Below are 25,631 nucleotides of genomic sequence, written 5' to 3' on the forward strand. Positions count from 1 at the left end.
GGCCAGTGGCGAGAGGGGATCGAGATGGCGCATCAGGCCATTGACCAAGCCTCTGGCCGGTCGACCGGTGAAGAGGGTGGTGAGGGCGGTGTGGCGCGCCCGATCGCCGAGGGCGGCCCGATGGAGCGGGGAGGTGGTCGCCTCGTCGCAGAGCAGAAACGCCGTCCCGGCCTGGACACCGCTCGCCCCCAGGGTCAGTGCGGCCCGCACCCCCCGGGCATCCATGATGCCACCGGCGGCGATGACGGGGATACGCACGGCATCGACCATGGCCGGCAGCAGGGTGAAGAGGCCGTCATGGAGGGTGAGATCCTCCGACAGGAAGTGGCCCCTGTGCCCCCCCGCCTCCAGTCCCTGGGCGATGATGATGTCTGCGCCGTGCGCCTCCAGCCAGCGCGCCTCGGCCACCGTGGTCGCCGAGGAGAGCACCTTGCCTCCCCATCGTTTGATCCTCTCTATCTGCTCGGCAGAGGGGAGCCCGAAGTGAAAGCTCACCAGCGCAGGACGGTAATCCGCCAGGATGGCGGCCTGCTGCTCGGTGAAGGGGTGGCGTCCACTCGAGGGGATGGCGCACTCCTGGGGGAGCCCCAGTTGCTGGTAGGCCGGGGCCAGGGCGTGGCGCCAGCGGGCCAGGCGGCTTGCCTCGGGGGGGCCCTGGCGGTGGCAGAAGAAGTTGACGTTGAAGGGCCGTTCGGTGTGCGTCTTCATCCATTCCAGCTGCTGACGCAGCTGATCCGGGGTAAGCATGGCCGCCGGCAGGGAGCCGATGGCGCCGGCCTCGCAGACGGCCAGGGCCAGGCGATGATCCTGCACGCCGGCCATGGGGGCCTGAATGAGGGGCAGGGGGCCTGGTAGTGTGTTTAGCGTCATCTTGCCTCCGTGTATCGATCCATCAATCACCCTGCAGGCAGGCTATCTCATCCGGCAGGCCCTGTCAGCGCACGCTGCGCATCAGAAAACTGCCCTGGGCACAGAGCCGCTGCTCCCGCTGACGCATCTCGATGGAGCAGGCTCTGGGCTGTTTGCCATCCGGCGCGAGGCAGAGGTAGAGCTCCTTGAGAAAACGTCCGCCCACGCTGCAGCTGAGCGTGATGCTCTCGGGGGGCAACCAGGGATTGGCGGCGACCAGGTCTGCACGCAGCTGGTCCGGACTGCGGCGCAGGGGCTGGGCCATAGCCCGGTAGGGGTCGGGTATGACGACCTTCTGCCGCAGGGTATCGGCCAGACGATGGTACTCCTGCTGGCTCAGGCCCGAGCAGGTACCGTGTTTGCGCCACTCGTGGCGATAGAGGTGCGAACTGGGGTAGAGATCGGGGAACTGGCGCGCCATGGCCGGATCCCAACGCTCATTGCCACAGTCGGCGGGGTAGCCCCGCTCGAACTGGGGCCAGAGCCCGTGTACGACAAAGCCATAGTCGCGTCCGCACTGGGGCGTATCCGGCCGGCTGGCACAGTGCTCCGGCGACCAGGAGAGCGCCAGGGCATAGAAGTCGAAGGGGACCTCGGCGGCGCGGGTACCCAGGGGAAGAAGCAGGGCGAGGACCAGCAGCAGGGGGGGCATGGAAAACTCCTGAACGGTGGAGAGAACATGTTATCCGTTTGGGGCAGGGGCACAAAGGGATGAGTAGGGATATCGCGCTTTTTATGTGCTGACATGGTGGCGCTGTGGAATTTGTAATAAAGTTGCGCCCCACATCTGGTCGCTCTCCATCCAAGCGTCTCTTTTCGGATGCGTATCCCTTCAACCCGGATCAAGGTCGTCTTCATGCCATCCACATTCACCCGCTCAGCCCTCATTCCGGCCGACCTGGGCGCCACCCTGCCTCGCTACGATCTGTTCGGGCGAGAGCGGGCCGAACAGGCCAGGCTCAACGGTTTCAACAGCATGCTCAGCCAGGTCGCCGCGCCGCTATCGGCCTGCCTGAGCCAGTTGTTCAACAATGCCGACTGCGAGTTGCGGCTCTCTCCCTTCGTCGCCGCGGCTCAACCCGACGGGGAGGAGCCGCGGGTCTGGCTGCAGGCCCGTGCGGCCGGAGCCTCTGTGCCCCTGGCCTGGTTTGCCATCACGCCGGCGACCCTCTATCGCCTGGCGATCCTCTTCTTCGGGGGCAGTCTCCAGCCCGGCTCTCAGGTGGCGGTGCAGAAGAATCCGAGCGACTCTGAGCTGCGCCTCTATCAGCGCCTCTGCCGCTATCAGATGGAAAACCTCTCCAGCGCCCTGGGGTGGGGTGAACTGGGATGGGAGCTGACGCCGGCCACGCCCCCCGAGGGACCCCTCTGGTCCAGCGAAGGGGTGCTTCAGCTCGGCGAGCATCGCCAGAGCTGGCAGGTGTGGTGGCGCCCGCCGGTCGATGAAGAGAAAGAGAGTACCCAGACGAGCGATCTGGCTGACAAATTGCATGAGGCGCTGCCCCATACCCCGGTGCGGCTCAGGGTGGTCATGGCCCAGATGCAGATGACCCTGGCCGAACTGGAGGATCTCAAGGTGGGCGAGGTGCTGGCCCTCGACATGTTCGAGTCGATGCCCGCGCTCGTCGGCCATCGTCCCTGCCTGCGGGGGCGGGTGGCCGAGCAGGGGGGTAGCCTGGTGTATCAAGTGAATGCGGTGGCAGAGGAGTAAAGCGATGAGTGAGGAACAGAACCACGATTTCCTGGAGTTTGACGGCCTGGATCAACTCTTTGATGACGAGTTGGGGCTGCCGGATGCCCGCCAGGAGAGCGTGGCACAAGCCGCCACCCCGCCTCGGGACCTCTCCTTCTTCCGTCATATCCCGGTCAAGGTCACTCTGGAGGTTGCCAGTGCCGAGGTGTCGCTTGGCGAGCTGATGCAGGTGGTGCCGGGGGCCGTGATCGAGCTCGACAAGATGGCCGGCGAGGCACTGGATGTGAGGGTCAACGGCCGCTTGCTGGCCCGTGGCGAAGTGGTGGTGGTCAACGGCAAGTATGGCCTGCGGCTGGTCGAGGTCCTCGATACCGCCATGCTGGGTGGCGCAAACGACTGATGCGTATCTGGTGCTTGCTCCTGCTGGTGCTGGGGATGCCGGCCTGGGGGACGGATCTGACCCTCTTCTCGGTCACGCCGGGGGCGGCAGGGGGCGAGGAGTACAACATCAAGCTGCAGATCCTGCTCTTGATGACCCTGCTTGGTCTGCTGCCCACCCTGCTGCTGATGATGACCAGCTTCACCCGCATCATCATAGTGCTGGCGATCCTGCGCCAGGCACTCGGTCTGCAGCAGAGCCCGCCCAACCGGGTCTTGATCGGCATCAGCCTGATCCTGACCCTGGTGATCATGCGTCCGGTCTGGACCGACATTCACCAGCATGCCTTCCTCCCCTTCGATCGGGAGGAAATCACGCTTCCGCAGGCACTGGAGAGGGCGGAACAACCCCTGCGTACCTTCATGCTGGCACAGACCCGGGAGGCCGATCTCGAGCAGATGCTGCGCATCGCCGGTGAGGCGACCCGGATGGAGAAGAAAGATGTGCCCTTCGGCATCCTGGTGCCTGCCTATGTGTTGAGCGAGCTCAACACGGCGTTTCAGATTGGTTTCATGCTCTTCATCCCCTTCCTGGTGATCGATCTGGTGGTGGCCAGCGTGTTGATGGCGATGGGGATGATGATGCTCTCCCCCCTCATCATCTCCCTGCCCTTCAAGTTGATGGTCTTCGTGCTGGTGGATGGCTGGGCCATGACGGTGGGCACCCTGGCTGCCAGTTTCAGCGGAGGTTGAGATGTCACCCGAGCAGAGCGTGTCCCTCATCGGCGGGGCGGTCAATCTGGTGGTGATCATGGTCTGCGTGCTGGTGGTGCCGGGCCTGCTGGTGGGCCTGGTGGTGAGCGTCTTTCAGGCTGCGACCCAGATCCAGGAGCAGACCTTGAGCTTCCTGCCCCGCTTCGTGGTGACCCTGCTCACCCTGGTGTTCACCGGTAACTGGCTGGTGGCCAAGCTGGTGGCCCTGTTCCACGACATCTTCCAGAATGTGCCGGGCCTGATTGGATGAGTTCCCTCGTCAGTGTCAGCGCCGCCGACCTGACCGCCTGGCTGGGCCAGTGGTGGTGGCCCTTCGTTCGCCTTGGCTCCGCCTTCTGGGTGATGCCGGTCTATGGCGATGGCCGTATCACCCCCCGGGTGCGCCTCTTTCTCGCCTTCGCCATCAGCCTGGCTCTGGCTCCCATGATGAAGGCGATGCCCGCCTTTGACCCCTTCTCGCTCTCGGCTCTGATCCTCTCCATCGAGCAGGTGATCTTCGGCCTGCTGTTTGGCCTCTGTGTGCAACTGCTCTTCATGGTGATGACCCTGGCGGGCCAGATCATGTCGATGCAGATGGGGTTGGCCATGGCGGTGATGAATGACCCCTCCCACGGCGACTCGGCCCCCATCATCAGCCAACTGATGCTCATCTTCTGTACCCTGCTCTTCCTCGGCCTGAACGGGCATCTGGCGGTGCTCGACATCCTGGTGCAGAGCCTCTATCGCTGGCCGCCGGGCACCTCCCTCTATCGCCTCGATCTGGGGATGGTGGTGGGGTTGCTCGGCTGGAGTATCGGTGCCGCCCTGATCCTGACGTTGCCCGCCGTGGTGGCCATGTTGATGGTCAACCTCTCGTTCGGGGTGATGAACCGCTCGGCCCCCTCCCTCAACATCTTCTCTCTGGGCTTTCCCATGACCCTGTTGCTCGGGCTGCTGACCATGGCCATCTCCATCAGCGGGGTGCCGGATCGCTATCTGGACCTGGTGACCCATGTGCTTGACGTGCTGCGGGGGCTGACCCCCTCATGAGTCAGGCCAGCGCCCAGGACAAGACTGAACAGGCCTCCCCCCAGAAGCTGCGCAAGGCCCGGGAAGAGGGGCAGATCGCCCGCTCCAAGGAGTTGGGCTCGGCGGGGCTCTTGCTGCTCGGTGGCATGGTGATGCAGTGGATGGTGCCGAGTTTCGGTCTCTTCTTCGGCGAGCTGATGCGCCAGCCCCTGCGCTTTGACTGGCACCAGAACGATCCTTCCATGATGCTGCGCGCCTTCGGTGAGGCCCTGCTCGGCATGACGGGTGTCCTGCTACCCCTCTTTGCCGTGTTGGGGCTGCTGATGATAGGGCTGGGTTCGGTACCCGGCGGCATGGTGCTGGTGTGGAAGAACGTCATGCCCAAGGGGGAGAAGCTCAACCCCTTGAGCGGTCTCAAGCGGATGTGCTCCACCCACAGCCTGATGGAGCTGGTGAAATCCATTCTCAAGATCACCCTGATAGGCGGGGTGTTGGCCCTGCTGTTGCAGCACTACTGGCCAACCCTGCTGATGATGAATCGCATGCCCCCGCGGGCGGCCATGGAGCTCTCCCTGCGCCTGCTCTCCCAGGCCTTCATCATATTGGGTGGTGTGCAGATGCTGATCGCCGTGCTCGATGTTCCCTATCAGCGCTGGTCTCTCAACAAGCAGTTGAAGATGACCAAGCAGGAGGTGAAGGATGAGCGCAAGAACAGTGAAGGGAGTCCGGAGATCAAGGGCAAGATCCGCCAGGTGCAGATGATGATGGCGCGGGCCCGTATCGAGCAGCGGGTGCCCACCGCCGATGTGATCATCACCAACCCGACCCACTACGCCGTGGCGATCCGTTACGATCCGGCCAAGGCCAATGCTCCCTATGTGGTCGCCAAGGGGATCGACTCCATGGCGGCGCGGATCCGCCAGGTCGGGGAGCAGCACGGCAAGACCATCATGGCCCTGCCCGAGCTGACCCGGGCCATCTATCACTCCACCCGTATCGATCAGGAGGTGCCGGCCGGGCTCTACACCGCCGTCGCCTATGTACTGAACCATGTCCTGCAACTGCAGGCTTACCGGACCGGGCGTGGCAAGAAACCCGCCGCCCTGGCTCCGCTCTATGTTCCTCCCGAGCTGCGTCAACCAGAGAGGTAAGCCGTGAACTGGCGTGTTCTGACCCACTCCTATACAGGTATCCCACTCATGCTGCTGGCGGTGCTGGCCATGATGATCCTGCCCCTGCCGGGCTGGCTGCTGGATGCCCTGTTTACCTTCAACATCGTCCTGGCCGTGCTGGTGCTGCTGGTCTCGGTCTCGACGCGGCGCCCCCTCGACTTCTCGGTCTTCCCCACCGTCTTGCTGGTGGCGACCCTGATGCGGCTCTCCCTCAACGTGGCCTCGACCCGGGTGGTACTGCTCAACGGCCACGAGGGCAATGACGCCGCCGGTAAGGTGATCCAGGCCTTCGGTGAGGTGGTCATCGGCGGCAACTATGTGGTGGGCCTGGTGGTCTTCATCATCCTGATGATCATCAACTTCGTGGTCATCACCAAGGGGGGAGAGCGGATCTCCGAGGTATCGGCCCGCTTCACCCTGGATGCCCTGCCCGGCAAGCAGATGGCCATCGATGCGGATCTCAACGCCGGCATCATGGATCAGCATCAGGCGCGGGCCAGACGCCAGGAGATCGCCCGCGAGGCGGACTTCTACGGGGCGATGGACGGCGCCTCCAAGTTTGTGCGCGGGGACGCCATCGCCGGTCTCCTGGTGCTCATCATCAACCTGATCGGTGGTCTTTCCATCGGTATCTTCCAGCACGCCCTGCCGGTGGCGGAAGCCTTCCAGCGCTATGCCCTGCTCACCATAGGTGACGGCCTGGTGGCCCAGATCCCCTCCCTGCTGATGTCCACCGCGGCGGCCATCATAGTGACCCGGGTCAATGACGAGGGGGAGATGACCGATCAGGTGGGCCAGCAGCTGCTCGCCTCACCCCGGGTCATCTATACCGGCGCGGCAGTGATGACCATACTCGGCCTGGTGCCCGGCATGCCGACCCTGGCCTTCCTGAGCTTCGCCGCCGTGCTGGCCTGGAGTGGCTGGCGGGTGAGCCGGCGTCAACCCGCCGCCCCCGAGCTGGAGGCGGCCGAGGAGATCGCCCGGCAGATGGATCTGCGCGAACCCCAGGGGCTGGAGTGGCAGGATCTGCCGGCCCTCGACAGTGTGGTGATCGAGCTGGGTTATCGTCTGGTCTCCCTGGCCGAGCAGGAGAAGGGGGCCGAGCTGCTCTCCCGGGTACGCGGCATTCGCAAGACCCTCTCCGAGCAATATGGCTTCCTGTTACCGGAGATCCGGGTGCGTGACAATCTGCAGCTACAGCCGGAGCAGTACAGCATCAAGCTGGCCGGCGTGGCCCTGGCCGGCGGCAGTGTGGATTGTCAGCGGCTGATGGCCATCGGTAGCAGTCAGACCTATGGAGCCCTGGACGGGGAGCTGACCCAGGATCCCGCCTTCGGCATGGAGGCGGTCTGGATCCTGCCCGATATCAAGGCCAAGGCCCTCAATCTGGGCTACTCGGTGGTCGACTCGGCCACCGTCATCGCCACCCACCTGAGCAAGTTGCTGCGGGAGCATCTGGACGAGCTGTTTGGTCACGACGAGGTGGGCAAGTTGGGGCAGCATCTGGCCACCCAGTCGCCGCGTCTCAATGAGGAGCTCAACCTGGCCCTGACCCAGATGCAGCAGCTGCGGGTCTATCGCCAGTTGCTGCGCGAGCAGGTGAGCCTGGTGGACATTCGCACCATAGCAACGACCCTGCTCGATTCGAGCGAGATCACCAAGGACCCGGTCCTGCTCGCCTCGGATGTGCGCTGTGCCCTCAAGCGCCAGCTGGTGCGCCAGGCCATCGGCCAACGGGACGTGCTGGCGACCTTCACCCTGGATGATCGCCTCGAGCAGACCCTGCTGGCCGCGCTCAGCCAGTCCCAGCAGCAGGGCAAGGTCTCCCTCGACAGCTTCCCCATCGATCCCCAACTGCTGGCCCAGCTGCAGCAGAACATGCCGCTGGTCAAGACCCAGCTGCAGCAGTTGGGGCATCCTCCCGTGCTGGTGGTGATGCCCCAGCTGCGTCCCTTGCTCTCCCGCTATGCCCGCTCCTTCTGCCGTGGGCTCAAGGTGCTCTCCTACAATGAAATCCCCGAAGAGTTGCGGGTTGATGTGGTGGGAACCCTGGGGTAAGGGTTGGGGAAAAGGGCTTCCTCACGGGGAAGCCCCAATTCCTGAACTGGACCTTGCACTCTCCTCAAAAGCCGATATCATCTGCGTCAAACGGCGACGCATAAGCCGTTAAAGACAAAATAATCAAAAGCTTAACAACTAATCGGTAGCTCTGTTAACACGCCGGTGTGCTATGCAGCACCTGCCGCAGAATGCTTGGTTGTTTGAAAAGGCAAACTGAACTGAAAGGTCAGGACGCAAAGCCTCCGGTCTAATAACGCGACAGCGTTGACGATAGCGGGGTTGCCAAGGATCAAGGACGGGTCGCCCTGTGGTGACATCGGGGCTGCATGAATACCGCCTCTCTCCTCTCTTTCGCGTGCTTCCTTTCGGTTCCCAACCTGTTGGGGTTTCCATTTTTATGCACGGTTACACGCATCATGGCGCACTCTTGCACAGTGAGCCCACTATCGCCGCTCACTCGTCCCTGCTCTGGATTGGCAGCGAGGAGGAGACCACCTTCACCGCTCCCGAGGTCACCAGGTTAGCCCGGGTCGGCTTTACCCATCTTCCCGATATCGACCAGGCGCTTGGCTGGTTATCTGCCCATTCCTGCGATCTCATCGTGCTCGATCTCACCTGCCAACCCGAGGTGTGTTGCCGGGAGATGAAGGCGCTGGTCGCCGCGCTCCCCAGCGGACGCCTCATGGTCGCCGCCAACGAGCGCCAGGGGGCTCTGGTGGCCGAGGCGATGCGCTGCGGCGCCGCCGATTACGTCATCAAGCCCTTCAGCGCACGCCAACTGGCCGATGCCATTCAGGGCGCCCTCCTGATCGATCAGGGGGAGCCCAACCTCATCGCCGTCTCCCGCATCAGCCAGCAGCTGCTGCAACTTGCCCGCCGCGCCGCCAAGACCTCCGCCTCGGTGCTCATCGGGGGGGAGTCGGGGACCGGCAAGGAGTGTCTGGCCCGCTACATTCACGAGATGTCGGATCGTGCCGACAAGCCGTTTGTCGCCATCAACTGCGCCGCTATCCCCGAGGCGATGCTCGAATCGATCCTGTTTGGTCATGCCAAGGGGGCCTTCACCGGTGCCGTCACCGCCCAGCCCGGCAAGTTCGAGGCGGCCAACGGTGGCACTCTGCTGCTCGACGAGATCTCCGAGCTGCCCCTGCCCCTGCAGGCCAAGTTGCTGCGGGTGCTGCAGGAGCGCGAGGTGGAGCGGCTCGGCAGCCACCGCATCATCCCCCTGGATGTGCGCATCATCGCCGCCAGCAACCGGGACCTGCGCGAGCTGGTGGCTCGCGGCGAGTTTCGTGAGGATCTCTTCTATCGCCTCGATGTACTTCCTCTGGCCTGGCCTGCCCTGCGGGATCGCCCGGAGGATATTCTCCCCCTGGCCGAGCACTTCCTGGCCTGTCACGCGCCCCAGCCCGGTTACCGCTTCAGCCTGGAGGCCTCGCTGCTGCTGCAGACCTATCGCTGGCCCGGCAATGTGCGCGAGCTGGAGAATGTGATTCAGCGGGCTCTCATTATGGCGCGAGGATTGCATATTCAGCCCGCCGATCTGATGTTGCCCGGTGTCGTCGTGAGCGAGACCGAGTCGGTCGTCGTAGACGGACTCACCGAGACTCGCCGTCAGGCCGAATTCCGTTATGTGCTGGAGACCCTGCGTCGCTTCGAGGGCCATCGGGCGCGTACCGCCGAGGCATTGGGGATGACCACCCGCGCCTTGCGTTACAAGCTGGCGGCCATGCGTGAGCAGGGCATCGACATAGACCTGCAGATCCAACAATGAGGAAGTGCCCGTGAAGATCGAGATGATGACCTCCCAGGTCGCCCTGCTGAACCGGATGCAGGAGATGGAGCGAATTGCCACCCAGCCCGGGCTGCCCTTATCCGGTGTCGACACCGATCTCTCCTTTGGCCACGCCATGCGTGATGTGGTCAACCGGGTCAACGCCCAGCAGAATCTCTCCTCACGCATGATGACCGCCGTCGACACGGGGCAGAGCGACGATCTGGTGGGGGCCATGGTGGCCAGCCAGAAGGCGGGCCTCAGCTTCTCAGCCCTGATGCAGGTGCGTAACAAGCTGATGACCGGGTTCGACGACATCATGCGCATGCCGCTCTGAGGGTGATTCATGAGTGAAGTGGTAAACAACATGCCTGCCACCGGGCAGGAGCTCGATCTGCGTCAGCGCCTGGAGCAGGGGCTGAAGAAGTGGCGCAGACTCTCTCGCGACAACAAGTCGGTGCTGGCCATCGCCCTGCTGGCGGCCATCGTCGCCGGCACCATCGTCATCATCCTCTGGACCTCGAGCCAGAACTACGTCCCCCTCTACGGCAAGCAGGAGCTCTACGACACCGCCAACATCATGGAGCTGCTCGAGAAGGAGCAGGTGCCGTTCCGCCTCGAGAAGAGCTCGGGGCAGGTCTTGGTGCCGGAGAGCCAGCTGGCCCAGGTGCGGATGGCCCTGGCCGCCCGAGGGGTACGGGCCGCCATGCCGGCCGGCCTGGAAGGGCTCGGCAATGTGACGGGTCTGGGCACCAGCGAATTTATGGAAGGGGTGCGCTACCGTCATGCCCTCGAGGGAGAGCTGGCGCGCACCATCATCGCCCTGGATGCGGTGCGCAGTGCCCGGGTCCACCTGGCCATCCCCAAGCGCACCCTCTTCGTGGGGCGCGACGAGGAGAAGCCCACCGCTTCGGTCATGCTCGATCTCATCCCCGGCCAGACTCTGGATGCGGGCCAGGTGGAGGCGATCACCAACCTGGTCGCCGGCAGTATCCCCGGCATGAAGCCGGGGGCCGTCTCCGTGGTCGATCAGACCGGTCAGCTGCTCACCAGCGAAAACGGGGACAAGATGGTCTTCGGCAAGCTGAGCGTCCAGCAGATGGACTATGTGCGCAAGCTGGAGCAGTACATCCGCCAGCGGGCCAACGACATGCTGCTCCCCATGCTGGGCAGCAACAACTACCGGGTTCAGGTCGCCGCCGACGTCAACTTCAGCGCGGTGGAAGAGACCCAGGAGCAGATCGATCCCAACGGCGTGGTGACCCAGGAGAGCAGCAAGTTCGACAAGAGCGTCGACGCCCTCGCCATGGGGATCCCCGGTGCCCTCTCCAACCGGCCGCCCGAGACCCAGGCCAACAAGCAGCCGGCACAAGGGAGTGAGCAGCAGGCACGCAGCAACGACTCGCGCAGCGAGCGCAGTGAACTCACCAAGAGCTATCAGAACAGCCGCTCCGTGACCCATACCCGCTATCAGCAGGGGCGTCTCGAGAAGCTCAATGTCTCTGTGCTGCTCAACAGCCAGGTCGCCCCCAAGGAGGGGTGGAACGAGACCCAGCTCGAGCAGATCCGCCAGATGGTGGAGCGGGCGGTGGGCTTCGATGCCCCGCGTGGGGATGCCATCAGCCTGCAGAGCTTCCCCTTCAGCCAGGAGGTGCTGGTGGCACCGCCTGAATCCACCTGGTGGGAATCGCCGGCCTGGCAAAACTCCCTGCGCTATCTGGTGGGGGGGCTGCTGGGTCTGGTGCTGGTCATCTTCGGCATCCGTCCTCTGGTCAAGCATCTGGTGCGCATTCACCATCCCGAGCCCGTCGTGGATGACGAGCAGGACGACGAGTCGGCCGAGCAGGCCACCGGGGCCATCGCCCACCAGCGTCGGGTTGCCGACGAGCTCGAGGCCCAGCCCATGGCTCATGGCCTGATCCGCCACGAAGGAGAGAGCGCCGCCCTGAGCGAGCTGGATCTCGCCGCCCTGCCGGAGCCGGGCTCCGAGCTCGAGGTGCAACTGCGCCATCTGCAGTTGCTGGTAGACAAGGATACGGATCGGGTCGCCGAGGTGATCAAGGCATGGGTGAGTGGCGATGAATAACATGAACTTCAATCAGGCGGCGGTCGATATCGACATCGATAACCTCGAGAAGGCCGCCATCCTGCTGCTCAGCATGGGAACCGAAGCCGCCGCCAAGGTGATGCAGAAGCTCTCCCGCGACGAGGTGCAGCGTCTCATCGGACGGATGGCCAGCATGCCGAGCGTCAGTGCCAACGAGGCGCGCTGGACCCTGCAGCAGTTCTTCTACGACTACCGTGAGCACAGCGGTATCGGCAGTGCCTCCCGGGAGTATCTGGAGCAGACCCTGGATCTGGCCCTGGGCCAGCGCCTTGCCCGCAGCCTGCTCGACAGCCTGTACGGGGATTCGGTAAGCCAGGATATTCAGCGTCTGCAGTGGGTACCGGCCGAGGTGCTGGCCCGCTTCTTCCGCAACGAACACCCCCAGATGCAGGCGGTGCTGCTCGCCTTCCTGCCGCCCCAAACCGCTTCGGCGGTGCTCGATGCCCTGCCGGCTCCCCTGCACGACGATCTGCTGCTGCGGGTCGCCAACCTCACCTCGGTGAGCGAACACGTGCTGGGTGAGCTGCGTCTGACCCTGGATCGCTGCCTCACCTTCGTGGCGGAGCAGTCCGGCGCCAAGGTCAACGGGGTCAAGCAGGCCGCCGACATCCTCAACCGCTATCAGGGCAACAAGGAGGCGATGCTGGGGCAGCTGCGCGAGTTCGACCTCGACATGGCCAAGGAGATCGAGAAGAACATGTTCGACTTCGCCACCCTGCGCCGCCAGTCCGACGAGACACTGCAGCGACTGGTGCAGGAGCTGCCGCCCGAGCTGCTGGCGGTGGCCCTCAAGGGGGCCGAAGAGCCCCTGCGCAAGGCGGTGCTCTCCTCCATGCCCAAGCGGATGGCCCAGGCGCTCGAGGCCCAGATCCAGGATCAGGGGTCGGTCTCCCTGCGCAAGGTGGAGCAGGCCCGCGAAGAGGTGATGCAGCTGGTTCGCGAGCTGATGGAGCAGGGCGAGATCGAGTATCAGCTCTTCGAAGAGCCGACGGTGAGCTGAGGAGGGCGGCATGAGTCACAGGTTGCGCAAGCTGGCCCCCGGGGCGACCCGCCTCTATCGCTTCCCCCCGTTGCAGGGGGAGGGAGAGGAGCAGAGTCAGCAGGCCCAGTTCGAGTTCGGCTACCGGCAAGGGGTCGAGCAGGGGCTGGAGCAGGGCTATCAGGATGGCCTGACCCAGGGACGCCAGAGCGGTCATCAGGAGGGGCATCAGCAGGGATTCCAGGCGGGATACCAGCAAGGGGTCGAGCAGGGGCGTGCCGAGGGGCAGGCCCGCTTCGACGAGGCGCTGCGGCCCTTTCCGGCCCTGCAGGAGCAGCTCAGTGCCCTGGCACGGGAGAAGCTCGATGCTCAGAAGAACCTCTTGTCTCAGGTGGTGACCCTGGTCGTGCGCCGGGTCATCCAGGCCGAATTCACCCTCAATCCGGGCCAGGTGCTGCTGCAGGTGGAGCAGGCCCTCGCCGGTCTGCCGGCCGGGCAGGAGAGCGTGGCCATCTTCCTCTGTGAAGAGGATCGCCAGCGGCTGGCCGATCTGGGCATGACCGAGTGCCAGGGGTGGCCCCTTCACTCCGATCCCGCACTCTCGGTCGGTGACTGCCGGGTCGAGAGTCAGGCCGCCGTGATCGAGGCGCGCACTGACGAGCGGATCGAGACCTGTCTCGCCCAGGTGGAGCAGGTGCTGGACGACGTCCATGCATGAGGGTCTGCAGCAAGCCCTCGAGCGCCTCGGTGAGGAGACGCTGCCCACGCCGGCCCCCTTTCGTCGCTATGGCAGGCTGGTGCGGGTCACCGGCCTCACCCTGGAGGTGGTCGGCTGTCAGCTGGTGATAGGCCAGCGCTGCCAGGTCGAGGCCGCCGGGGCACAGCGCCTGATGGCCGAGGTGGTGGGCTTTAACCGTGACATCGCCTATCTGATGCCGCTGGAGCCCATGCGCGGTCTCTATGCGGGGGCCAGGGTCTTGCCCCTCGAGGGGGAAGAGACCATTCATATCGGTCCTCATCTGTTGGGGCGGGTCCTCGACGGTACCCTGGCCCCCCTCGACGGGCGCCCTCTCGAGCCGGCCGGCAGCAAGGTTCCCCTCTTCAACCTGCCCCCCAATCCCCTGCTGCGCACCCCGGTGAGCGAGCCCCTCGACGTGGGGGTGCGCGCCATCAACGGTCTGCTGACGGTGGGCAAGGGGCAGCGGCTTGGCCTGTTCGCCGGCTCCGGCGTGGGCAAGAGCATGTTGCTCGGCATGATGACGCGCAACACCACGGCGCAGGTCGTGGTGGTGGGGCTCATCGGCGAGCGGGGGCGCGAGGTGCGCGAGTTTATCGAACACAGCCTGGGGGCCGAGGGGCTGGCCCGGGCCGTGGTGATCGCGGCGCCGGCCGATCAATCTCCCCTGATGCGGCTGCGGGCGGCCCAGGTGTGCCACCGCATTGCCGAGCATTTCCGGGATCAGGGGCAGGATGTGCTGCTGCTGATGGACTCCCTCACCCGCTACGCCCAGGCTCAGCGCGAGATCGCCCTGGCCATCGGTGAGCCGCCGGCCACCCGAGGCTACCCGCCCTCCGTCTTCAGCCTGCTGACCCAGCTGGTGGAGCGGGCCGGCAACGGGGTGCATCCCCGGGGGAGCCTGAGTGCCTTCTATACGGTGCTGGCCGAGGGGGACGATCAGCAGGACCCCGTGGTCGATGCGGCTCGCGCCATCCTCGACGGCCACATAGTGCTGACCCGCCGTCTGGCCGAGGAGGGGCACTATCCGGCCATCGACATAGGTGCATCCGTGAGCCGGGTGATGACCCAGATCGTCTCCCCCGACTGGCTGCAGGCGGCGGTGCGGACCCGGCAACACTGGGGACGCTATCAGCAGGTGCGCGAGCTGTTGCCCCTGGGGGGCTATCAGGTCGGTGCCGACCCCCAGATGGACGAGGCGGTGCGTTGCTATCCGCAGATCGCCGCCTTCCTGCAGCAGGGAATCCATGAGGCCTCGCCCCTCGGTGGCGTGGTGGAACAACTCAGACAGGTGGTCGGCTGATGCTAAAACGCTATCTCACCCTGCAGCAGGACTCCCTCTCCCGTCTCGGGGAGGAGCGTCAACGCCTGCGCGAGCAGGCCGAGCGTGAGGAGCAGCGCGCCCTGCGTCTGCAGGGGGTACTCGGCGAGCTGGCTCGCCCTCCCGCCCAGCCTCACCCCCTGCTGTGGCAGAATCAGCAGCAGATGGGCCAGCAGGTGCGACGGCTGTTCGAGCATCAGGTGCAGCAGAGTGCCCTGGCCCGACTCGAGCTGGAGCGTCATGAGGCGGTGCTGCGCCATCAGTTTGGGCGGGTGAAGGGGCTGGAGCAGTTAATCTTGCGCCGGGAAGAGGGGGTGCGGCTGCGGGAGGAGCTGGGGGTTCAGCGCCAGCTTGACGAGCTTGCCACCCAGCGCTTCCTGCGCCGGGAGTGAATCAGGCGGGCTCTGGATAGGCGTCCTGCTGTCCCAGCAGCTGGCGTATGGTCTCGACCTGGCCGGCCAGCAGACGACCGTTACGCTCGTTTTTCTGTTTGCACTGGATAAGCAACTGCTCGAGGCGCAGCCAGAGGGGAGAGAAACGGCGCTGCACCGGCTCGGGCAGACGACCGATGAGGCTGGCCATCCCCTGCTGATCCGGCTCCAGCCCAAAGGCGCGCAGCTGTTGGCAGCGGGCCTGGGCCGACGCCTGGACCTCTCCCATCAGGCCGGTCAGGGTCAGGTTGAAGCGGGTCAGCCCCTCAACGTCATGGGTGCCCAGCAGCTGGTATTGCTCGTCGAGCAGCTGGCAGAGTCGCTGGTAGCGACCGAGATCCTGCTGGACTCCCTGGATCAGGGCCTGGAGACGCTGGCGCGGGGTCATTTGCGGTGTAGATCGACGATGGCGCGGCCCAGGGTTTCCATGTCCAGGGTCAGCTTGCCCTCGGCGATGGCCTGGCGGATCTGGCGAACCTTGTCCATGTCCACGTCGGAGAGATCCTGCATGCGCTGGCGCGCCTGCTCGAGCCCTTGCGCCTCCACGCTGATCTCGGCCTGGGCCCGGGGCGAGGGGGCGGCGGCCGGCGTGCCCGGCAGGCTCTCCTGCTTGTGGGGCTTGGCGGCCTGAAAGAGGGCGCCGTCGGTGCGTTGAATCTTCATAGACTGATGCTTCCTGTTGTCCTGTCACTAAACAGCGACCGCTTTGCCCGATAACTTTAGGTGGGGGCCATCACCTTTGCGCTCAGAAGCGGGTCTCCACTTCCCCCCGCCCGATCACCCAGGCCTGCACCTCCTTGCCGGAGGAGAGGTTGCGCACCCGGACTGCCTCGCCCACCACCCCATCCTGCAGGGCCTCACCGCGCATGGAGGCGCTGAACCCCTCGCTGGCGGCACGGATGATCACCTCCTGACCCCGCTCCACCGCATGGCGCACCTTGAGATCGAGCTCGCCGATGAGCTGACCGGCGCGCAGGTTGCGGCTGCTCTGCGCTCCCTGCAGGGGGCGGTTGGCAGGGATAAAGCCCCGGTAGAGGCGGCTCACCTCCACCGGCTGGCTCACCAGGTCTTCGGCCCCGATACGCTGGCCCCGCTCGATGTCCCGTGCCGCCCGCCACACCGGCAGGGTGACGCGCACCTCGACCCGGCCACGCAGGCTCCAGGCGGGATCGCTGCAGCGGATGAGATAGGGGCGACGACCGAAGGGCTCCCGGTATTGGCCCCCTCCCTCCAGCACCAGGGGCTGTTTGCAGGGGGGCAGCCCGTCGGCCCCCGGCGCCACCCAGACCTGGTAGCTGGCCTCGGGGGTGGGCCACTGCTGGCTCTGACCATAGTGCTCGAGCCGGGTGCGTGCATCCTCCAGCAGTTGCTGCTCCAGGGAGGCCTGGGCCATGGGCGCGAGCAGAAGGAGCAGGGCGAGTGGTGACTTCCTCATCGGAAACGGCACTTCCTCTTTCGGTGGAGTGGGGTCATCGGGGACCGTTAGGGCGCCCATTATACGTCATGGCACAAGCTGGCATGACTCTTGTTTAAGGCATCCCCACCTTGCCATGCAACCACAGGACGAAGGATGAGTATCTCATTTGACCAAGCCCTCGGGGTTCACCCCTATGCCCTGCAGGTGCGCACCGAACGGGCGCGCATCATCGCCGGCAACCTGGCCAACGTCGACACCCCGGGCTACCTGGCGCGGGATCTTGACTACAAGGCGATCCTCTCCCGCGTGGCCGACCGTGTCTCGGCCGGTCAGATGGAGAGCGTCACCATGGGCGAGGTGGATCATCCTCTCTACCGCATTCCCTTTCAGCCCTCCCAGGATGGCAACACGGCGGAGCTCGGGGTGGAGCAGGGCAAGTTTGCCAACAATGCCATGGATTACCAGACCAGTCTGACCTTCCTCAATATGAAGATCAGCGGTATCGCCAAGGCCATAGAGGGACGCTGATCATGTCGTTCAATCGTATCTATGACATAGCGGGCAGCGCCATGCGTGCCCAGACCGTGCGCCTCGACACGGTCGCCTCCAACCTGGCCAACGTGGACAGTGTGGCGGGGAGCGAGGATGAGGCCTTTCGCGCCATCAAGCCGGTCTTCTCCACCCTCTACAAGCGGGTGCAGGAGAGCGGTGGCCTGGGGGCGGCCGAGGTCTCCATCGCCGGGGTGGTGCAGTCGGACCGGGAGGTGCAAAAGCGCCTCGAGCCCGACAATCCGCTGGCCGACGAGCAGGGCTATGTCTACTACTCCAACGTCAATGCCGTCGAGGAGATGGCCGACATGATGAGCGCCTCCCGCGGTTTCGAGACCTCGGTCGAGGTGATGAACCGAATCGCCAGCATGCAGCAGGGTCTGCTGCGTTTAGGACAAGGTTAAACCATGAGCCTCTCTCCGCTCTCTTCCCTCGATACCGCCCGCGGTAGCGCCTTCCAGCAGGTTGACCCCAAGGTCGCGAGCAATCCTGCCACCTCCCAGAGCAGCAGCCAGGGGGCGACCCAGAGCAGCGCCCAGAATGGCGGCATGACCCTGCGCAACGAATTTCTACAGATGATGGTGGCCCAGATCCAGAACCAGGATCCCACCAATCCCCTCGACGGCACCCAGTACGTGACCCAGCTGGCCCAGTTCAGCATGGTGGAGGGGGTCGAGCAGCTGAAGGTGCTGCAGCAGCAGTCCATCGCCATGATGGATACCCAGCAGGTGCTGGCGGCCACCAACCTGGTGGGCCAGGAGGTGATGGTGCCCGCCGAGGGGATCACCCTGGCCAGTGAGCAGGGGGTGCGTGGCCAGATCGAGCTGCCGGGGGCGGCGGATCAGGTGACCCTCACCGTCTACGACGAGTTTGGCCAGAAGGTGCAGAGCCGCGAGTGGGGGGCCCGGAAGGGAGGGGTCATCGACTATCAACTCGATGCCCTGCCCCCCGGCAAGTACAGCGTCAAGGTGGAGGCGAAGGGCCCCGCCCTCTCCTCCCAGCCCAAGAATTATCTGGCCAGCTCGGTAGAGCGGGTCAACCTGCCGGGGGACGGCCAGATCATGTTACAGGTCACCGGCATCGGTGATGTCCCCCTCTTCAGCGCCGTCCAGTTCGGCCAGGCATAACTCAAGGAGAAGCAGATGTCTTTCAACATTGGCCTGAGCGGCCTGCGCGCCGTCAACCAGGAGCTGGGCGTCATCAGCAATAACATCGCCAACGTGAGCACCGCCGGCTTCAAGTCGAGCCGCGCCGAGTTCGCCGCCATCTACAGTGGCGGCCAGGCGGGCGGGGTGGAGATGAGCAATGCCAGTCAGAACTTCGATCGCAACGGGGATCTGATGCGCACCGGGCGTGCCCTGGATCTCGCCATCTCCGGTGGCGGCTTCTTTATGCTCAAAAATGAGAGTGGCCAGACCTCCTATACCCGTGCCGGCATGTTCCAAAAGGATGCGGGTAACTATCTGGTCAATGCCGCCGGCGATCGCCTGCAGGGATATGGCATCAACCCCGACGGCACCCTCAAGAACGGGGTGGTGGGGGACATCCAGGTGAGCACCGCCAACCTGCCGGCCAAGGCCTCCACCAATCTGGAGTTCGTGGCCAACCTCAAGGCGGGGGCCTCTGTCATCGACCCGGCGGTCAACCCCTTCAACCCGACCGACTCCAAGAGTTTCAGCTACTCCCAGTCGAGCAAGGTCTATGACTCCCTCGGGGTCGAACACACCCTGACCCAGTATTTCGTCAAGACCGCCGACAACAAGTGGCAGGTGCACACCGCCTTCGATGGCACAGTGACCGGTGCGGCCATCCCCATGGAGTTCAATACCAACGGTACCCTCAAGAGCCCGACCGCCAATCCCTCCCTGGCCTTGACCCCTGCCGGGGCGGACCCCATCACCCTGGAGCTGGGGCTGACCAAGGTGACCCAGTATGCCTCCGACTTCAACGTCAGCCGCAACCAGTCCGACGGCTATACCTCGGGGGATCTCACCGGGCTGACCGTGGACAAGGACGGGGGCGTCTATGCCCAGTTCACCAACGGTCAGCGTCTGCTGCAGGGCCAGGTGGTGATGGCCAACTTCGCCAACCCGGGCGGGCTGATGCAGGCGGATAACACCAGCTGGGTGCAGACCTTCAGCTCGGGTCAACCCGTGGTGGGCGCACCCGGCAGCGGTACCCTGGGCACCCTGACCGCCGGGGCTTACGAAAACTCCAACGTGGATCTGACCGGCGAGCTGGTGGGGCTGATGACGGCCCAGCGCAACTACCAGGCCAACGCCAAGACCATCAGCTCGGCCGACAAGATGACCCAGGTCCTCTTCAACAGCTTCTAAGGGGTAAGCCGTGGAGAAACTGATCTACACCGCCATGTCCGGGGCCCAGCACACCCTGATGGCCCAGCAGATCCGGGCCAACAACCTGGCCAACGTGAACACGGCGGGCTTTCGGGCCGACTTCGAGCGGGTCTCTGCCTACATGGTCGGCGGGGATGGTCTGCCGAGCCGGGTGTTGGCCAAGGAGCAGCAGGCGGGCTCCAACTTCGCCGCCGGCGCCCTCATGAAGACGGATCGCACCCTGGATGTGGCGGTGCGTGGCTCCGGCTTCTTCACGGTGCAGACTGCCGATGGCCAGGAGGCTTACACCCGGGCCGGCAACTTCGAGCTGGATGCCGACGGCCTGCTGACGGTCAACGGCCACCCGGTGAAGGGGGAGGGGGGCGAGATGGTGCTGCCACCTCACCGCTCCTTGAGCATCGGCAAGGATGGCACCCTCTCCATCGTCCCCCTTGGTCAGGGGGCGCGTCTCGAGGTGGGGCGTCTCAAGCTGGTCGATCCCGGGCAGGGAGAGTTGGTGAAGGGGATGGATGGCCTGTTTCGCCTGCGCCAGGGGGGCGAGGCCGAGGCGAGCGAGCAGGTGGCGGTCGCCTCCGGCTTTCTCGAGGGCTCCAACGTCAATGCGGTGGATGAGCTCATCAACACCATGTCCCTGACCCGCAACTTCGAGCTGCAGGTCAAGTTGATGAAGAGCGCCGACGATCAGGCCCGGCAAGGGGCCAGACTCATTTCCGGTCAGGGTTAAGGCCCTGACGTAGCGAGGAACAGACAGATGCACGCAGCACTTTGGGTGAGCAAGACCGGCCTCTCGGCACAGGATGCCAAGATGGCCACCATCTCCAACAACCTGGCCAACGTCAATACGGTCGGCTTCAAGCGCGATCGGGTGGCCTTCGAGGATCTCTTCTATCAGGTCCAGCGTCAGCCGGGCTCCCAGCAGGATCAACAGAACCTGACCCCGACCGGCATCCAGATGGGTAACGGGGTGCGGGTGGTGGGCACCCAGAAGGTCTTCACGCCGGGCAACTTCCAGAACACAGGGCAAGAGCTCGACATCGCCATCGTCGGTGCCGGCTTCTTCGGGGTGGAGATGCCCGACGGCGAGACCGCCTATACCCGTAACGGCCAGTGGCACCGCAACGGCGAGGGGCAGATGGTCAACGCCGATGGTCTGCCCATGGTGCCCCAGATCGAGATCCCCGAGAATGCGACCCGCATCGCCATCGGTGCCGACGGTACCGTCAGCGCCACCGTGCCGGGCCAGCAGGACAATGTGGAGCTGGGTCGCATGACACTGACCCACTTCTCCAACCCCTCCGGCCTCGAGGCGCTGGGCGGCAACCTCTATCGGGCCACCGGTGCCTCCGGTGAACCCATCGAAGGGGTGCCGGGCGAGGATGGCCTGGGGGCGGTCAAGCAGTACACCCTGGAGGCTTCCAACGTCAACGTGGTGGAGGAGATGGTCGACATGATCACCACCCAGCGCGCCTACGAGATGAACGCCAAGGTGGTCTCCTCCGCCGATCAGATGCTCAAGTTCATCACCCAGGCCATATGATGAGACGCCTGCATGCACTGCTCGCCAGCGGCCTGCTCGCCCTGCTGCTGGCCGGTTGCGCCACCTATGAGCTGGTTCCGCCCGAGCCGGGTGATCAGGCCTGGGCCCCCTCCCGGCCCAAGCTGCCTCCCCAGCCGGAAGGGGAGGATGGCAGCCTGTTTCAGGGGGGCACCATGATGACCCTGTTTCAGGACCGGCGAGCCTACCGGGTCGGCGACATCCTGACGGTGATGCTGGAGGAGCGTACCCAGTCGAGCAAGAAGGCCAACACCACCACCAACAAGAACAGCAGCCTCAACATGCCGGTGCCCACCTTCGGCAACAAGGTGGTCAAGGACTTGAGTGGCAATTACTCGGTGGAGCGGGACTTCGACGGCGCGGCTACCTCGAGCCAGCAGAACACCCTCTCCGGCGCCATTACCGTGACCGTGGCCGAGGTGCTGCCCAACGGTATTCTCGGCATTCGCGGCGAGAAGTGGATCCGTCTCAACCAGGGGGATGAGTATGTGCGCCTCGGTGGCATGGTGCGGGTGGAGGATATCGACCAGGGCAACCGGATCTCCTCCCAGCGTATCGCCGATGCCCGCATCACCTATGCCGGTCGTGGTGCTCTGGCCGATGCCAACCAGATGGGCTGGCTCAGCCGCTTCTTCAATTCCGCCTTCTCCCCCCTGTGAGGATCTCGATGCGTAACTGGCTTCTGCTTCCCTTCCTCTTGCTCCCCCTGCTGGCGACGGCGGCTGTGCGTACCCGTCCCCTGCTCGATATCGCCGATGTGCAGGGGATCCGGGCCAACCAGCTGGTGGGCTACGGTCTGGTGGTGGGTCTCTCCGGCACCGGGGATCGCAGCCAGGTGAAGTTCACCGGCCAATCCATGGCCAACATGCTCAAGCAGTTCGGGGTACAACTCCCCGAGGATCTCGATCCCAAGCTCAAGAACGTGGCGGCCGTTTCGGTACAGGCGACCCTGCCGGCTCTCTCGGGTAAGGGGCAGACGGTGGATGTGACCGTCACCTCCATCGGCGACGCCAAGAGCCTGCGCGGCGGCTCCCTGTTGCTGACCCCCCTGCGCGGTATCGACGGTGAGGTCTATGCGGTGGCCCAGGGCAACCTGGTGGTGGGGGGCGTGAAGGCGGAGGGACAGTCCGGCTCTTCGGTGACCATCAACGTGCCCACCGCCGGCATCATTCCCAACGGCGCCATCATAGAGCGGGAGGCGCCGACCAACTTCGCCAGCCGTCCCGAGGTGATCCTCAACCTGCATCAGCCCAACTTCAAGACCGCACGCAACGTGGAGCGGGCGGTCAACCACCAGCTCGGCCCCGTGGCGCGGGCCGTCAGTGCCGGTCGTATCGAGTTGCAGGCCCCCAAGGACGAGAGTCAGCGCATCAGCTTCATGGCGCTGCTCGAGGATATCCGGGTCGACATGGGGCGTGAGCGCCCCCGGGTGGTCTTCAACAGCCGAACCGGCACCGTGGTGATGGGGAGCGAGGTGAAGGTGCACAAGGCGGCGGTGAGTCACGGCAACCTGACGGTGACCATCTCCGAGAGCCAGAACGTGAGCCAGCCCAACGCCTTCTCCAACGGTCAGACCACCACGACCCCCAACTCCAGGGTGCAGGTGGATCGGGAGCGCAACAACATGTTTGTCTGGCCAGAGGGCACCTCGCTCGAGGTGATCGTCAAGGCCATCAACTCCCTGGGGGCGACCCCGGACGATATCATGGCCATCTTGCAGGCGCTCGACGAGGCGGGGGCTCTGGATGGTGAACTGGTGGTGATCTGATGACACGAATTACAGGGAGCGAACCCGGTTTCTATCAGGACCTGGGCGAGCTACAGAAGATCAAGAGCAATCCGGACCAGCGGGCCGCCCTCGAGGCGGCCGCCGGTCAGTTCGAGGTGACCTTCCTGCAGACCGTGCTCAAGCATATGCGGGCGGCCAGCGATGCCCTGCAGGATGAGGATGAGAAGCTCATCAAGGGCAACGAGCTCTATCGGGACATGTATGACAGCCAGCTGGCCATGGGGTTGGTCAAGGGCGGCGGCATGGGGCTCACCCGCCAGATGGTGGAACAGCTCGAGGCGCCGCTAAAGAATCCGGCGGCAGCGGTCGCTTCAACACCGGAGAACCTGGCGGCCTTTAGCCAGCCGCTGCTGACCCGCACCGTGAGGAAACCTGACTGATGTCACTGCTCAATATCGGCTTCTCCGGCCTCAATGCCGCCCAGATCGCCATGAATGTGGTCGGCCAAAACATCGCCAACGTCCATACCCCTGGCTACTCCCGTCAGGAGGCCACCATGGGGAGCGTGGCGGGCTTCGGCCGCCTCGACAACGGTCAGGGGGTCATGGTCACCGGGGTGCGCCGCATCAGTGACGACTATCTGGTGAGCCAGCACTGGCGTTCCGGCTCGAGCGTGGGACGCGCCTACTCCTTTCATCAATACATCAACACCACCGAGCAGCTCTTCGGCAGCGAGTCCATGAGCATCAGCATCGGATTGGACAGCTTCTTTGCCTCTCTGAGCGGGGCCCTCGACAGCCCGGAGACCGGCGCCCAGCGCGAGCAGATCGTCAGCTCGGGCAATGCCCTGGCCAACCGCTTTCGCCAGTTGAGCAGCAGCCTGGCCACCCAGGAGCGGGAGATCTCCGACCAACTGGGGAGCTCGGTGGAGCAGGTCAACAGCTATCTGGAACAGGTGGGCAAGCTCAATCGCCAGATCAGCGAGCTGGCCGCCAAGGGGGGCAACACCTCCGCCCTGGAGGACAGCCGGGATCTGGTAGTGCGCCAGCTCTCCGGGCTTGTCGAGGTGCGGGTCACCCGACAGGAGAACGGGGATTACGATCTCAGCCTGCCCGGGGGGGAACCCCTGGTGCTGGGTCAGAGCAGCAGTACCTTGACCCTCAAGGGGGATGTACTGAGCCTGAGTTTCGGTACCCAGACCTTCGATGTTCCCTCCCTGGGGGAGGGGAGCATAGGGGGCGTGCTCGACTATCGCCGCGAGGTGCTCAGACCCGCCAAGGCCGAGCTGAACCAGATAGCCAGCAAGCTGGCCGACGAGTTCAACGTCAAGCAGCAGGGGGGCGTGGACTTGGCCGGTAACCCGGGCAAGCCCATGTTCACCTATGACCCGGCCGATCCGGCCGCCACCTTGAAGATCGCCGATGGATTTGCCGGCAGTGATCTCGCCTTCGCCAAGGCGGGCGGGGGGCCCGGCGACAACCGTAACCTGCAGGAGATGCTGACCATCAAGGATGGCCAGTATGATGCCTATGCCTCTCTGGTCGGCCGACTGGCGGTGCAAAGTGGCCAGGCCAAGTCCGAGATGGAGTCCAGTGTGAAGCTCGACAAGCAGATCGGTGACAAGGTGAGCAGCGTCAGCGGTGTTAACCAGGATGAAGAGGGGATGAAGCTGATGGCCTTCACCAAGGCCTATCAGGCCAATGCCAAGGTGATCAGCACGGCGGATCAGCTGTTCGACTCCCTGCTGAGCATGTTCTAAGGAGACCCCATGCGTATCAGTTCTTCCATGATTCAGAGCAGCATGCTCGGTAGCCTGCAAGGGGGCTATGCCGAATATGCCCGCCTCGACCGCCAGATAGCGAGCCAGAAGCGAATTTTGCAACCCTCCGATGATCCGGTGGGGAGCGTGCGCCTGCTGGGATTGAAGCGGGAGCAGGCGGCCATGACCCAATATCAGAAGAACATCTTCAACGCCAAGACCCAGCTCTCCCAGGCCGAGACCCAGCTCGACACCATGAAGAACATGATGATGCGCCTGCGGGAGCTGACTCAGCTGGTGGCCAACGGCTCTGTCAGCCCAGAGGACCGGGTGGGGGCGGCGACCGAGCTGGCGAGCCTGCGCGATGGTCTGCTGGATCTGGCCAACGCCCGCAACGAGGCGGGCTCGAGCCTGTTTGCCGGCAGCCAGGTGGGCAAGAGCGCCCTGGTCAAGGATCCGGCCACCGGTGCCTATCACTACCAGGGGGATGCCCTGCAGCGGGATGTCCCCATCGCCAAGGGGGTGAGTGTGAGCCTCAACGAGGGGGCCGACACCCTGTTTCTCAGCGGCGGTGATTTTTTCAAGGAGCTTGACGACTTCGTCACCCTGCTCGAGAGCGGTGCCTCCGAGGTGTCGACCGAGGCCGGCGCCATGCTCGATCGCAGCATGGGGGTGCTCGACAATATCGCCAGCATGACCAGCCGCATTGGCGCCAAGATCAATCTGCTCGATCAGATCGACGAGTCCCACATCGAGATGAGCACCTACAGCAAGGAGGTGAGCAATCAGATCGAGTCGCTCGACTTCCCGGCGGCCGCCACCCGCCAAGCCACTGTGCTGGCGGCGCTGCAGGTGCAGCAGCAGGCGTTCGTCAAGATCAATGCCCTCAGCCTCTTTGATTACATGCGCTGAGGTGTGACCC

At 64.6% G+C, this 25,631-nt stretch carries 30 protein-coding genes and 1 riboswitch; of the genes, 25 read left to right on the forward strand and 5 right to left on the reverse strand.

Translation table 11 applies throughout. The features are described from left to right. Together BN1133_RS04800 and BN1133_RS04805 are read right to left on the reverse strand one after the other, a co-directional pair. Positions 1-870 (reverse strand): NAD(P)H-dependent flavin oxidoreductase (locus BN1133_RS04800; protein ID WP_050665415.1); only part of this gene is annotated, 870 nt, incomplete at its 3' end. Between the two features lie 64 nt (positions 871-934). Next, positions 935-1,561 carry a ribonuclease T2 family protein gene (locus BN1133_RS04805; RefSeq protein ID WP_050665416.1) on the reverse strand — a complete coding sequence of 209 codons (627 nt, stop codon included), beginning with the start codon at positions 1,559-1,561 and terminating at the stop codon, positions 935-937. A 204-nt stretch (positions 1,562-1,765) separates the two neighbouring features. Between BN1133_RS04805 and BN1133_RS04810 the strand changes: the two genes are divergently transcribed. The 14 genes from BN1133_RS04810 to BN1133_RS04875 all read left to right on the forward strand — a co-directional run bounded on the left by BN1133_RS04810 (position 1,766) and on the right by BN1133_RS04875 (position 15,304). Then, positions 1,766-2,620 carry a FliM/FliN family flagellar motor switch protein gene (locus BN1133_RS04810; protein WP_050665417.1) on the forward strand — a complete coding sequence of 285 codons (855 nt, stop codon included), beginning with the start codon at positions 1,766-1,768 and terminating at the stop codon, positions 2,618-2,620. A gap of 4 nt (positions 2,621-2,624) precedes the next feature. Next, complete coding sequence (lfiN, locus tag BN1133_RS04815) at positions 2,625-3,002, forward strand: lateral flagellar motor switch protein LfiN (RefSeq protein ID WP_050665418.1); 378 nt, start codon at positions 2,625-2,627, stop codon at positions 3,000-3,002. Beyond that, positions 3,002-3,733, forward strand: a complete 732-nt coding sequence (gene fliP / locus BN1133_RS04820) for a flagellar type III secretion system pore protein FliP (protein WP_050665419.1) — start codon at positions 3,002-3,004, stop codon at positions 3,731-3,733. The genes lfiN and fliP overlap by 1 nt, the downstream gene beginning before the upstream one ends. Position 3,734: 1 nt before the next feature. Next, positions 3,735-4,004: a lateral flagellar biosynthetic protein LfiQ gene (lfiQ, locus tag BN1133_RS04825; protein WP_050665420.1), complete on the forward strand. Its 270-nt coding sequence runs from the start codon at positions 3,735-3,737 to the stop codon at positions 4,002-4,004. Then, positions 4,001-4,783, forward strand: coding sequence for a lateral flagellar biosynthetic protein LfiR (gene lfiR / locus BN1133_RS04830; protein ID WP_050665421.1), 783 nt, complete (start codon positions 4,001-4,003; stop codon positions 4,781-4,783). The genes lfiQ and lfiR overlap by 4 nt, the downstream gene beginning before the upstream one ends. After that, positions 4,780-5,913 carry a flagellar biosynthesis protein FlhB gene (gene flhB / locus BN1133_RS04835; protein WP_050665422.1) on the forward strand — a complete coding sequence of 378 codons (1,134 nt, stop codon included), beginning with the start codon at positions 4,780-4,782 and terminating at the stop codon, positions 5,911-5,913. Before lfiR ends, flhB begins: the two co-directional genes overlap by 4 nt. A gap of 3 nt (positions 5,914-5,916) precedes the next feature. Then, on the forward strand, positions 5,917-7,992 hold the full coding sequence (lfhA, locus tag BN1133_RS04840) for a lateral flagellar biosynthesis protein LfhA (protein WP_050665423.1): 2,076 nt from the start codon (positions 5,917-5,919) through the stop codon (positions 7,990-7,992). Positions 7,993-8,192: 200 nt separating this feature from the next. Beyond that, positions 8,193-8,282, forward strand: a riboswitch (cyclic di-GMP riboswitch). A gap of 110 nt (positions 8,283-8,392) precedes the next feature. After that, complete coding sequence (locus tag BN1133_RS04845) at positions 8,393-9,769, forward strand: sigma-54 dependent transcriptional regulator (protein ID WP_082177901.1); 1,377 nt, start codon at positions 8,393-8,395, stop codon at positions 9,767-9,769. A gap of 10 nt (positions 9,770-9,779) precedes the next feature. Then, positions 9,780-10,106 (forward strand): flagellar hook-basal body complex protein FliE, encoded by a 327-nt coding sequence (locus BN1133_RS04850; RefSeq protein WP_082177902.1) that lies wholly within the window; start codon positions 9,780-9,782, stop codon positions 10,104-10,106. A gap of 81 nt (positions 10,107-10,187) precedes the next feature. Continuing rightward, positions 10,188-11,855 (forward strand): flagellar basal-body MS-ring/collar protein FliF, encoded by a 1,668-nt coding sequence (gene fliF, locus BN1133_RS04855; protein WP_050665466.1) that lies wholly within the window; start codon positions 10,188-10,190, stop codon positions 11,853-11,855. Further along, entirely contained in the window at positions 11,848-12,876 is a 1,029-nt protein-coding gene (fliGL, locus tag BN1133_RS04860; RefSeq protein WP_050665424.1) for a lateral flagellar motor switch protein FliGL, read from the forward strand. The genes fliF and fliGL overlap by 8 nt, the downstream gene beginning before the upstream one ends. A gap of 10 nt (positions 12,877-12,886) precedes the next feature. Next, positions 12,887-13,573 carry a FliH/SctL family protein gene (locus tag BN1133_RS04865; RefSeq protein WP_050665425.1) on the forward strand — a complete coding sequence of 229 codons (687 nt, stop codon included), beginning with the start codon at positions 12,887-12,889 and terminating at the stop codon, positions 13,571-13,573. Then, positions 13,566-14,894 carry a lateral flagellar FliI-like assembly ATPase LfiI gene (gene lfiI / locus BN1133_RS04870; RefSeq protein ID WP_050665426.1) on the forward strand — a complete coding sequence of 443 codons (1,329 nt, stop codon included), beginning with the start codon at positions 13,566-13,568 and terminating at the stop codon, positions 14,892-14,894. The genes BN1133_RS04865 and lfiI overlap by 8 nt, the downstream gene beginning before the upstream one ends. Next, positions 14,894-15,304 (forward strand): flagellar protein, encoded by a 411-nt coding sequence (locus BN1133_RS04875; RefSeq protein ID WP_050665427.1) that lies wholly within the window; start codon positions 14,894-14,896, stop codon positions 15,302-15,304. Before lfiI ends, BN1133_RS04875 begins: the two co-directional genes overlap by 1 nt. Before the next feature lies 1 nt (position 15,305). On the opposite strand, the gene flgN is transcribed toward BN1133_RS04875, so the two are convergent. The 3 genes from flgN to flgA all read right to left on the reverse strand — a co-directional run bounded on the left by flgN (position 15,306) and on the right by flgA (position 16,778). After that, on the reverse strand, positions 15,306-15,731 hold the full coding sequence (gene flgN / locus BN1133_RS04880) for a flagellar protein FlgN (protein ID WP_050665428.1): 426 nt from the start codon (positions 15,729-15,731) through the stop codon (positions 15,306-15,308). Next, entirely contained in the window at positions 15,728-16,006 is a 279-nt protein-coding gene (gene flgM, locus BN1133_RS04885) for a flagellar biosynthesis anti-sigma factor FlgM (protein ID WP_050665429.1), read from the reverse strand. The genes flgN and flgM overlap by 4 nt, the downstream gene beginning before the upstream one ends. An 82-nt stretch (positions 16,007-16,088) precedes the next feature. Next, positions 16,089-16,778: a flagellar basal body P-ring formation chaperone FlgA gene (flgA, locus tag BN1133_RS04890; RefSeq protein WP_082177903.1), complete on the reverse strand. Its 690-nt coding sequence runs from the start codon at positions 16,776-16,778 to the stop codon at positions 16,089-16,091. Positions 16,779-16,913: 135 nt separating this feature from the next. Here flgA and flgB point away from each other — a divergent pair, with 135 nt between their 5' ends. From flgB to flgL, 11 genes are read left to right on the forward strand one after another with little or no spacing between them, the layout of a single operon-like run. After that, positions 16,914-17,288, forward strand: coding sequence for a flagellar basal body rod protein FlgB (flgB, locus tag BN1133_RS04895; RefSeq protein ID WP_050665431.1), 375 nt, complete (start codon positions 16,914-16,916; stop codon positions 17,286-17,288). A 2-nt stretch (positions 17,289-17,290) separates the two neighbouring features. Then, positions 17,291-17,713, forward strand: coding sequence for a lateral flagellar basal body rod protein FlgCL (gene flgCL, locus BN1133_RS04900; RefSeq protein ID WP_050665432.1), 423 nt, complete (start codon positions 17,291-17,293; stop codon positions 17,711-17,713). A gap of 3 nt (positions 17,714-17,716) precedes the next feature. Further along, positions 17,717-18,436: a flagellar hook capping FlgD N-terminal domain-containing protein gene (locus BN1133_RS04905; protein WP_050665433.1), complete on the forward strand. Its 720-nt coding sequence runs from the start codon at positions 17,717-17,719 to the stop codon at positions 18,434-18,436. A gap of 15 nt (positions 18,437-18,451) precedes the next feature. Further along, entirely contained in the window at positions 18,452-19,645 is a 1,194-nt protein-coding gene (flgEL, locus tag BN1133_RS04910) for a lateral flagellar hook protein FlgEL (protein WP_050665434.1), read from the forward strand. Positions 19,646-19,655: 10 nt separating this feature from the next. After that, positions 19,656-20,390: a lateral flagellar basal-body rod protein LfgF gene (gene lfgF, locus BN1133_RS04915; protein ID WP_050665435.1), complete on the forward strand. Its 735-nt coding sequence runs from the start codon at positions 19,656-19,658 to the stop codon at positions 20,388-20,390. A gap of 27 nt (positions 20,391-20,417) precedes the next feature. Then, positions 20,418-21,203: a lateral flagellar basal-body rod protein LfgG gene (lfgG, locus tag BN1133_RS04920; RefSeq protein WP_050665436.1), complete on the forward strand. Its 786-nt coding sequence runs from the start codon at positions 20,418-20,420 to the stop codon at positions 21,201-21,203. After that, positions 21,203-21,880, forward strand: coding sequence for a flagellar basal body L-ring protein FlgH (flgH, locus tag BN1133_RS04925; RefSeq protein ID WP_136614259.1), 678 nt, complete (start codon positions 21,203-21,205; stop codon positions 21,878-21,880). Before lfgG ends, flgH begins: the two co-directional genes overlap by 1 nt. 8 nt (positions 21,881-21,888) lie before the next feature. Then, positions 21,889-22,989 (forward strand): lateral flagellar basal body P-ring FlgIL, encoded by a 1,101-nt coding sequence (gene fgIL / locus BN1133_RS04930; RefSeq protein ID WP_050665438.1) that lies wholly within the window; start codon positions 21,889-21,891, stop codon positions 22,987-22,989. Continuing rightward, positions 22,989-23,390: a rod-binding protein gene (locus BN1133_RS04935; protein ID WP_050665439.1), complete on the forward strand. Its 402-nt coding sequence runs from the start codon at positions 22,989-22,991 to the stop codon at positions 23,388-23,390. Before fgIL ends, BN1133_RS04935 begins: the two co-directional genes overlap by 1 nt. Next, positions 23,390-24,709 (forward strand): flagellar hook-associated protein FlgK, encoded by a 1,320-nt coding sequence (gene flgK / locus BN1133_RS04940; RefSeq protein WP_050665440.1) that lies wholly within the window; start codon positions 23,390-23,392, stop codon positions 24,707-24,709. Before BN1133_RS04935 ends, flgK begins: the two co-directional genes overlap by 1 nt. A gap of 9 nt (positions 24,710-24,718) precedes the next feature. Continuing rightward, positions 24,719-25,621 carry a flagellar hook-associated protein FlgL gene (gene flgL / locus BN1133_RS04945; protein WP_050665441.1) on the forward strand — a complete coding sequence of 301 codons (903 nt, stop codon included), beginning with the start codon at positions 24,719-24,721 and terminating at the stop codon, positions 25,619-25,621. Positions 25,622-25,631: the final 10 nt, after the last annotated feature.

This window comes from Aeromonas schubertii (assembly GCF_000820105.1).
GTDB lineage: Bacteria > Pseudomonadota > Gammaproteobacteria > Enterobacterales > Aeromonadaceae > Aeromonas > Aeromonas schubertii.